This is a genomic window from Ferrovibrio terrae (assembly GCF_943372915.1).
In the GTDB taxonomy this organism is placed as follows: domain Bacteria; phylum Pseudomonadota; class Alphaproteobacteria; order Ferrovibrionales; family Ferrovibrionaceae; genus Ferrovibrio; species Ferrovibrio terrae_A.
In genome coordinates this window covers 1-7,883 of sequence record NZ_CALSAN010000058.1, presented here as the reverse complement: position 1 = coordinate 7,883, position 7,883 = coordinate 1, and the positions used below count along the sequence as shown (strand labels likewise).

General features: G+C 64.8%; 9 protein-coding genes and 1 pseudogene. 5 read left to right on the top strand and 5 right to left on the bottom strand.

Translation table 11 applies throughout. The features are described 5' to 3' along the window. The 4 genes and pseudogenes from AAG821_RS21830 to AAG821_RS21815 form a co-directional block, all read left to right on the top strand. Positions 1–148, top strand: a pseudogene (locus AAG821_RS21830) (tryptophan synthase subunit beta); the annotation flags it as partial. Further along, positions 145–966 (top strand): tryptophan synthase subunit alpha, encoded by an 822-nt coding sequence (trpA, locus tag AAG821_RS21825; protein WP_341915937.1) that lies wholly within the window; start codon positions 145–147, stop codon positions 964–966. The pseudogene AAG821_RS21830 and the gene trpA, both read left to right, overlap by 4 nt. Before the next feature lie 16 nt (positions 967–982). Further along, the gene (accD, locus tag AAG821_RS21820) at positions 983–1,927 is read left to right on the top strand and encodes an acetyl-CoA carboxylase, carboxyltransferase subunit beta (RefSeq protein ID WP_341915935.1); all 945 of its coding nucleotides are present in this window, start codon (positions 983–985) and stop codon (positions 1,925–1,927) included. Beyond that, positions 1,899–3,245: a folylpolyglutamate synthase/dihydrofolate synthase family protein gene (locus AAG821_RS21815; RefSeq protein ID WP_341915934.1), complete on the top strand. Its 1,347-nt coding sequence runs from the start codon at positions 1,899–1,901 to the stop codon at positions 3,243–3,245. Before accD ends, AAG821_RS21815 begins: the two co-directional genes overlap by 29 nt. On the opposite strand, the gene trxA is transcribed toward AAG821_RS21815, so the two are convergent. Further along, positions 3,242–3,565 (bottom strand): thioredoxin TrxA, encoded by a 324-nt coding sequence (gene trxA, locus AAG821_RS21810; protein ID WP_144068820.1) that lies wholly within the window; start codon positions 3,563–3,565, stop codon positions 3,242–3,244. The two genes, AAG821_RS21815 and trxA, sit on opposite strands and share 4 nt — an antisense overlap. A gap of 259 nt (positions 3,566–3,824) precedes the next feature. On the opposite strand from trxA, the gene AAG821_RS21805 reads away from it, so the two are divergent. Then, entirely contained in the window at positions 3,825–4,880 is a 1,056-nt protein-coding gene (locus AAG821_RS21805) for a dienelactone hydrolase family protein (RefSeq protein ID WP_341915932.1), read from the top strand. 91 nt (positions 4,881–4,971) lie between these two features. On the opposite strand, the gene AAG821_RS21800 is transcribed toward AAG821_RS21805, so the two are convergent. The 4 genes from AAG821_RS21800 to AAG821_RS21785 form a co-directional block, all read right to left on the bottom strand. Next, the gene (locus AAG821_RS21800) at positions 4,972–5,475 is read right to left on the bottom strand and encodes a DUF4167 domain-containing protein (RefSeq protein ID WP_341915931.1); all 504 of its coding nucleotides are present in this window, start codon (positions 5,473–5,475) and stop codon (positions 4,972–4,974) included. 238 nt (positions 5,476–5,713) lie between these two features. Then, positions 5,714–6,586 carry a peptide chain release factor N(5)-glutamine methyltransferase gene (gene prmC, locus AAG821_RS21795; protein WP_341915930.1) on the bottom strand — a complete coding sequence of 291 codons (873 nt, stop codon included), beginning with the start codon at positions 6,584–6,586 and terminating at the stop codon, positions 5,714–5,716. Continuing rightward, complete coding sequence (gene prfA / locus AAG821_RS21790; RefSeq protein WP_341915928.1) at positions 6,579–7,670, bottom strand: peptide chain release factor 1; 1,092 nt, start codon at positions 7,668–7,670, stop codon at positions 6,579–6,581. Before prfA ends, prmC begins: the two co-directional genes overlap by 8 nt. 4 nt (positions 7,671–7,674) lie before the next feature. Further along, the coding region (locus AAG821_RS21785) for a His/Gly/Thr/Pro-type tRNA ligase C-terminal domain-containing protein (protein ID WP_341916456.1) at positions 7,675–7,883 on the bottom strand (209 nt) is incomplete at its 5' end.

Genomic DNA, 7,883 nt, shown 5'->3' with positions numbered 1-7,883 from the left:
TCCGGCGCTGGAGCCCAGCCATGCACTGGCCTATGTGATCAAGCTGGCGCCGACCCTGCCGAAGGATCATCTGATGATCATGAATCTGTGCGGCCGTGGCGACAAAGACGTGTTCAACGTCGCCCGGGCCCTGGGGGTGGAACTGTGAGCCGTATTGAAAAACGTTTTGCCGCGCTGAAGACTGCGGGCCGTGCCGGTCTCGTCACCTTCGTCACCGCTGGCGATCCTGACCACGACACCTGCGCCCGCCTGATCGCCGGCCTGCCGGCTGCCGGCGCCGATGTGATCGAACTGGGCATGCCGTTCAGCGATCCGATGGCCGATGGCCCGTCCATCGAGGCCGCCGGCCTGCGTGCGTTGGCCAATGGCGCCAGCATGAAGATGACGCTGAAACTGGTGCGCGACTTCCGCAAGCAGGATGACAATACGCCGATCGTGCTGATGGGGTATTTCAACCCGATCTCGGCCTATGGTGTCGACAAATTCCTGGTCGATGCGAAAGCCGCCGGCGTCGATGGCCTGATCGTGGTCGACCTGCCGCCGGAAGAAGACGATGAGCTGTGCATCCCCGCCGTGAAGGCCGGCATCCATTTCATCCGCCTGGCGACGCCAACCACCGACGCCCAGCGTCTGCCTGCCGTGCTCAAGAATACTTCTGGATTCCTCTACTACGTTTCCATTGCCGGCATCACCGGTGCCGCCGCCGCCGATCCCGCCGCCGTGGGCAAGGCCGTGGCGCAGATCAAGCAGCACACCCGGATTCCGGTGGCGGTTGGTTTCGGCATCCGTGATGGCAAGCGCGCCGCCGAGATTGCCAAAGTGGCCGATGCCGCCGTGGTGGGCACCGCCCTTGTGGAACGCGTGGCCGAGGCCCAGATGAAGAAGATCGATCCGGCAGCCCATGTGCTGGAGCTGGTGCGTGAATTGAGCACCGCCATCCGTGGCGTGGCCAAGGCCGCGGCCTGAGACAAAGGAGTTCGCGATGAACTGGTTGACCCGTACTGTCCTGCCGAAGATCCGCGAGTTCACCACCAAGAAGGACACGCCGGACAATCTTTGGAAAAAATGCCCGAGCTGCGGGCAGATGATCTATTCCAAGGAGCTGGATGAGAACCAGCATGTCTGCCCGAAATGCGACCATCATATGCGCATCGGGCCGAAGGATCGCTTCGCCGCGCTGTTCGACAAGGGCGAATACCAGACCATCGAACTGCCCGACGTGCTGCAGGATCCGCTGCATTTCCGCGATTCCAAGAAATACCCCGACCGTCTGAAGGATGCCCGCGCCAAGACCGGCCAGAAGGATGCCTTCGCCGTCGCCCATGGCACGCTGCAAAGCCAGGATGTCGTCATCGCCGTGCAGAATTTCGCCTTCATGGGCGGCTCGATGGGCATGGCAACTGGTGAGGCGCTGATCGCCGCCGCCACGCTGGCGGTGAACCAGCGCGCGGCACTCATTCTTTTCGCGGCCGCCGGCGGTGCCCGCATGCAGGAAGGCATTCTCAGCCTGATGCAGATGCCGCGCACGGTGATCGCCGTGCAGCGCCTGCGCGAGGCGCATCTGCCCTTCATCGTGGTGCTGACCGATCCGACCACCGGCGGCGTGACGGCATCTTACGCCATGCTGGGCGACATCCAGATCGCCGAACCCGGCGCGCTGATCGGCTTCGCCGGCCCGCGCGTGATCGAGCAGACCATCCGCGAAACCCTGCCGCAGGGCTTCCAGCGTTCGGAATACCTGCTCGAACACGGCATGCTCGACATGGTCACCCATCGCCACGCGCTGCGCGAGACCCTGGGCCGCATTGTCGGCCTGCTGCTCGATCCGGCACCGAAGGCCGATGTCGTGGCGCTGCCGCGCCCGGGCCTGGAGATTCCGCCGACCGGGGAAATTCCGCATGGCGCCCCCCGGCCCCGCCCGCGCTGAGCCCAAGGAAGATCATCTTGGGCCAGTCCTGCAACGCCTGACGGCGCTGCATCCCAAGGCGATCGATCTGTCGCTGGATCGCATTCGCGCCCTGCTGACGCGGCTGGGCGATCCGCATCTGCACCTGCCGCCGGTGTTTCATGTCGCCGGCAGCAAAGGCAAGGGCTCGACCACCGCCTTCCTGCGCGCCATGGCCGAAGCGGCCGGTTATCGGGTGCATGCCTATACCTCGCCGCATCTGGTGCGCTTTAACGAGCGTATCCGCCTGGCCGGCAGCCTGATCGACGACGCTAAGCTGATCGCACTGCTGGAACGCTGTGAGCGGGTGAATGCCGGCGCGCCGATCACTTTCTTCGAGATCACCACAGCTGCCGCCTACCTGGCGTTCGCCGAGGTGCCGGCGGATCTGGTGCTGCTGGAAACCGGCCTGGGCGGCATCGCCGACACCACCAATGTGATCCCGCAGCCGGTGCTGACCGCCCTCACCCCCATCGGCATCGACCATGTCGCCTTCCTCGGCGATACCATTGCGAAAATCGCCGCCAACAAGGCCGGTATCCTGAAAGACGGCGTGCCCTGCGTGGTGGGGCCGCAGCCAGCCGAGGCCATCACCGTGATCGAGGCCCGCGCCGCCGAAACAAAGTCGCCGCTGTTCCGCCAGGGCCGCGACTGGGTGGTGCGTGAAACCGCCGATGGCCTGGTCTGGCGCGACCGCGTGGTGGAACTGTCCCTGCCCCGCCCGGCCTTGCTCGGTGCCCATCAGGTGGTCAATGCCGGCGTGGCGGTTGCCTGTGCCCGGCACCTCTCTGGTTTCGCCATTGCACCGGACGCCATCGCCGCCGGGCTGCGTCAGGTCGACTGGCCGGCGCGCATGCAGCGCCTGACGCGCGGCCCGCTGGTCGACCTGCTGCCGCCGGGCGCCGAACTGTGGCTCGACGGCGCCCATAACGCCATGGCCGGCGAAGCGCTGGCCGAGGCACTGACGCTGCTGCCGCAGCGACCGACCTGGCTGCTGGCCGGCATGCTGAACACCAAGGATGCTGCGGGCTTTCTGAAGCCGCTGGTACCCGGTCTGCAGGGCGCGCGCTGTATCGCCATCCCGGGCGAGACCAACAGCCTGTCGGCTGAGGATCTGACCTCTGCCGCCCGCAGCGTCGGCCTGACGGCGGAACCGGCCGGCAGCGCCGAAGCGGCCATGCGGCAGATCGCGGAAATGATACGGGCCGATGCAGCGCCTGCACCGGCCCCCAATCATGCACGTGTCATTATTGCCGGCTCGCTGTATCTCGCGGGCCGGATTCTCTCAGAGAATGCTTAGATTGCCGAGTTGATCCACTCGACGATGCGGCTCTTCGGCATCGAGCCGACCTTGGTGGAGACCGGCTTGCCGTCCTTGAACAGGATGAGCGTCGGGATGCCGCGCACGCCGAACTTCGACGGCGTCATCGGGTTCTCGTCGATATTGACCTTGGCGATGGTCAGCTTGCCGGCCATCTCGCTGGCGATCTCGTCCAGCGCCGGGGCGATCTGCTTGCACGGGCCACACCACTCCGCCCAGAAGTCGACCAGCACGGCGTCGGAAGACTTCAGGACATCGCTCTCGAAGGAGGCGTCGGTGACTTTGGTGGGCGCAGACATGCGGGAATCCTCAGGCTGAAGGGATGCGCCGGGCCCGGGAGGAAAACCCCGAATCCAGCTGAGACAAGTAAGGTAAGTAGCCACCCGGCAGGGGTCAAGCGGGGGTTATTTTTCCACAACCCCATGATTTTCCTGAAAAAGCAGGGAATCTTCAGTGAAATCAAAGGTAGACAGGGTCCGCCGGGGCTTGTTACAACTTGAAACAGGACAGCGGGTGGGGACCCGCGAGTTAGTAAACAGAGGCTTTACAGGGGGATCGATGGCCGGGGGTCAAGCCACGACACTGCTGAATGCCAAGCGGTTTAAGACTCGGGCATTCAGTCACATCTGCTTCATTTCTGCGCTTGCGCTGATTCTGGGCAGCATCGCCGCCATTCCGGCCGCGACGGCACAGCCGCGCGCCAGCCAGAAGGCCACGGCGACGCCCAAGCCCAGCACCAAGCCGGCGGCCGCCGCCCCGCGCAAGCAGAAATCCGCCGAAGGCGCGCGCCGCGCTGCCGAGGCCGAGAATACCCATGGTTTCATGATCGATGGCCGCAAGGTGCGCGTCGATGTGGTGAAGGCCGAGACCGACCTGCTGGGCCCCGATGGCCGTGCGCCCGCCGTGCTGGTCCTGCATGGTGCCCATGGCCTAGGCGACGGCTCGCTGTTCTATCCGCAGGCCAAGGCGCTGGCCGAGAAGGGCATCACTGCTTTCGTGGTGCATTACTTCGACGGCGTGCCGCAGGTGCGCAAGGCCGCCGCCAACCTGCATGACGAGCGCGAGCGCGTACTCACCGAGGCGATCTCCTATGTTTCCAAGCAGGCTTATGTCGATCCGGAGCGGATTGGCATTTTCGGCCTGTCGCTCGGGGGCTTCCATGCACTGAGCCTGGGCAGCCGCGATGACCGCGTGCAGGCCGTGGTGAATGTGGTGGGCGCGATGCCGTCGGAAGTGCAGCGCAAGGGTGTACATCGCATGCCGCCGACGCTGGTGCTGCATGGCGACCGCGATGCCACCGTGCCGGTGCGCCGTGCTTATGAACTGGCCAGCCTGCTGGACGGCTTAGGTGCCGAGCATGAAGTGAAGATTTATAAGGGCCAGGGCCATACCTTCCGCGGCGATGCCAAGGAAGACAGCATCAACCGCACGGTCGAATTCTTCGAGCGCCATCTGGGCGGCGACCGCGGCCTGCTGGACAAGGAACTGGAAATCGATATCGCGCTGGCGCCAATGGTGCCTGAAACCGAGAGCCTGCCGATCCGCCAGCTCACCATTGCCGACGAAGCGATGTGGAGCCAGGCCGACCAGGGCAACCTGCCGCCGACCAACTGACGGCTTTCACGCCAAGCCATTAAAAAGGCCGCCGGATCGCTCCGGCGGCCTTTTTGCTGTCTGGTTGCTGCAGCGATCAGTCTGCCCGGCTTTACGCCGCGTTGGCAGCGTCGCGTTCGGCTTTCGCCGCAGCCTCGGCCTCCGGGTCCAGCGCTGCTTCCAGCTCCATCTCCAGGCTCGGCTGCTCGCCACCTTCGTTATTGACCGGCGCCTGGCCCGGCTGGGCCTGCGGCTGCTGACCGTTCTGCTGCTGCGGCGCCTGGCCGCCCTGCTGCTGGTTGGCCGCGCGCTGCATCGGCGTCACGCCCTGGGCCAGCATGATCCGGTAATAGTGCTCGGCATGCTGCAGGTAATTCTCGGCGGCCACACGATCACCCGACGCATTGGCGTCGCGGGCAAGCTGGCAATAGCGCTCGAAGATATTGGTAGCCGTGCCGCGGACCTTAACTTCGGGGCCGTTGGAGTCGAAATTGCGGTGGGAATTGTTCATCCCGCCGTTATTTCCACCGCCGCCGCCACCCCCGCCGCTGCCACCACCACCATGGGGCCTCCGGCCCTGAGGACGGCCACCACGTTGACGATTCTTATTGTTCACAGGTTCATCTCGCTTGTTTCAGCAAATAGCGCAATCAGGCACCATGCGCACACGCATCCCGGCGCTCATGCGCCCGACGCGGTCGGCCTCTCGATGATCATTCAGTCGAAGAGGCGATGACGCTGCCTGCTTATTCGCCCCCGGTTAACACCCCGGATAAGACCTTGGGCTGGTTCCTTGGGAGCGCGTCATCCCGGAGTCCAAGATAAGGGGGTGCTGCCCCCCTGCCAACCCTTTTTCACGGAATCTGCACGGATTTCCGGCCGGTTACCACACGGCCGATACCGCCCAGATCAGGCAAAACCGCAATCGAGGCAAAGCCGGCCGCTGCCATCAGCTGCTCAACTGCGACATCTTGCCCCATGCCCACCTCCAGGGCCGCAAGGGAATCCGGGGCCGCCAGCCGCGCCAGATCCGGGATCAGTTGGCGATAGGCCTGCAGTCCATCGGGGCCGCCATCGAGGGCCAGCACCGGGTCATACTGCGCCACTTCGGGCTCAAGCTGCGGCACCGTACCGCTTTCGATATAGGGCGGATTGGAGATCAGGATGTCGAAACTGCCATCGCAGCCCCGCCCCCAGTCGCCGCGACGAAAGGTGACGCGCGCCGACAGGCCGAGACGGTCGGCATTGTCCTGCGCGATGGCCAGCGCCGGTGGCGAGATATCGATGCCAAGCCCGGTGGCATTGGGCAGCTCATGCAGCAGGCTGAGCAGCAGGCAGCCCGAACCGGTGCCGAAATCGACCAGCCTCAGTGCAGCCTTTCGGTCGGGGACTGCGGCCAGCACACCAGCCACCAGGGTTTCGGAATCCGGGCGTGGATCGAGCACGTCGCGGCCGGTGCGGAAGTCCAGGCTCCAGAATTCACGCACCCCCAGAATCTTCGATACCGGTTCGCGTGCCAACCGACGCTTGAGCAGCACCTCGAACGCAGCCGCCACCTTGGGGGAGACCGGCGCATCGGGCGCGATGCGGATGCGGTCGGCCGTCAGGCCGCTGACATGGGCCAGCAGCAGGATGGCATCCAGCCGCGGCGTCTCGGCCACATCGGCCTGCTTCATGCGCGCGGTGGCAGCAGCAAGCAGGGCGCCGATCGTCGCGCCGTCAGGCATTGTTGAGTTCGGCCAGGCGGCTGGCCTGATCCTCGGCGATCAGCGCCTCGATCACATCATCCAGCGCCTCACCCGTCATCACCTGTTCGATCTTGTACAGAGTGAGGTTGATGCGGTGATCGGTAACGCGACCCTGCGGGAAATTGTAGGTGCGGATGCGCTCCGAGCGATCGCCGGAACCGACCTGCCCCTTGCGGTCGGCGGCGCGCGTCGAGGCCAGGCGCTCGCGTTCGGCCTCGTACATCTTGGCGCGCAGCAGCTTCATCGCCTTGGCCTTGTTCTTGTGCTGCGACCGCTCGGTCTGCTGAGCCACCACGATGCCGGTGGGAATATGCGTAATGCGCACGGCAGAATCTGTAGTGTTCACATGCTGGCCGCCGGCGCCCGACGAGCGATAGACATCGATGCGCAGATCGTTCTCGTTGATGTCGATGTCGACATCCTCGGCCTCTGGCAGCACTGCGACCGTCGCGGCCGACGTGTGGATGCGGCCCTGCGTTTCGGTATCGGGCACGCGCTGCACCCGATGCACGCCAGATTCAAACTTCAGTCTCGCGAAAACGCTGCGACCGGTGATGGTGGCAATCGCCTCGCGGAACCCGCCGAGTTCGGTGTCGGCGATGCTTTCCACTTCAAATCGCCAGCCATGCTTGGCGGCATAGCCACGATACATCTCGAACAGGTCGCGCGCGAACAGCGCAGCCTCGTCGCCACCGGTGCCGGCACGCACTTCCAGGATGGCATTCTTCTCGTCGGCCTCGTCCTTGGGCAGCAGCATGACCAGCACGCGGCGTTCAAGGTCGGGTAATGCGGCCTGGGCCTGCTTCCACTCCGCTTCGGCCAGCGTGCGCATCTCAGGGTCAGAGGCCGGATCGTCGCGCATGACCAGCAGATCGGCAACATCCTGCCGCAGCCGGCGCCATTCGTTGATGACCTGCACCAGCGGCTCGATCTCGGCATATTCCTTCGACAGCTTCACGAAGGTATCGGCTGCGAGACCGCCAGCGGCCATCTGGGCCTGCAGCATCTCGTAGCGCTCGATCACCTTGTCGAGCTTGGCCTCGGGCAGGCCGGCGACATCCATGATATCAGACCTTCAATTTAGCCAACAGATCGCCACGCGCCACTTCGGTCTCGGTGCCGGACTTGAAGTCTTTGAGCTTGACCACGCCCTTCGCCAGTTCGTCATCGCCGATCACCACGGCCGCCGCACAGCCGAGCTTGTCAGCCCGCTTGAAGCGCTTGCCGGCATTCCCGCCATAGCCCAGCTCGACGGCGATATCGGCGCGACGCAACT

Excerpts from the sequence above, each read along its gene's own strand:
- AAG821_RS21815 (WP_341915934.1), top strand. The coding sequence starts at position 1,899 with ATGGCGCCCCCCGGCCCCGCCCGCGCTGAGCCCAAGGAAGATCATCTT.
- prfA (WP_341915928.1), bottom strand. The coding sequence starts at position 7,670 with ATGGATGTCGCCGGCCTGCCCGAGGCCAAGCTCGACAAGGTGATCGAG.
- prmC (WP_341915930.1), bottom strand. The coding sequence starts at position 6,586 with ATGCCTGACGGCGCGACGATCGGCGCCCTGCTTGCTGCTGCCACCGCG.
- trxA (WP_144068820.1), bottom strand. The coding sequence starts at position 3,565 with ATGTCTGCGCCCACCAAAGTCACCGACGCCTCCTTCGAGAGCGATGTC.
- AAG821_RS21805 (WP_341915932.1), top strand. The coding sequence starts at position 3,825 with ATGGCCGGGGGTCAAGCCACGACACTGCTGAATGCCAAGCGGTTTAAG.
- accD (WP_341915935.1), top strand. The coding sequence starts at position 983 with ATGAACTGGTTGACCCGTACTGTCCTGCCGAAGATCCGCGAGTTCACC.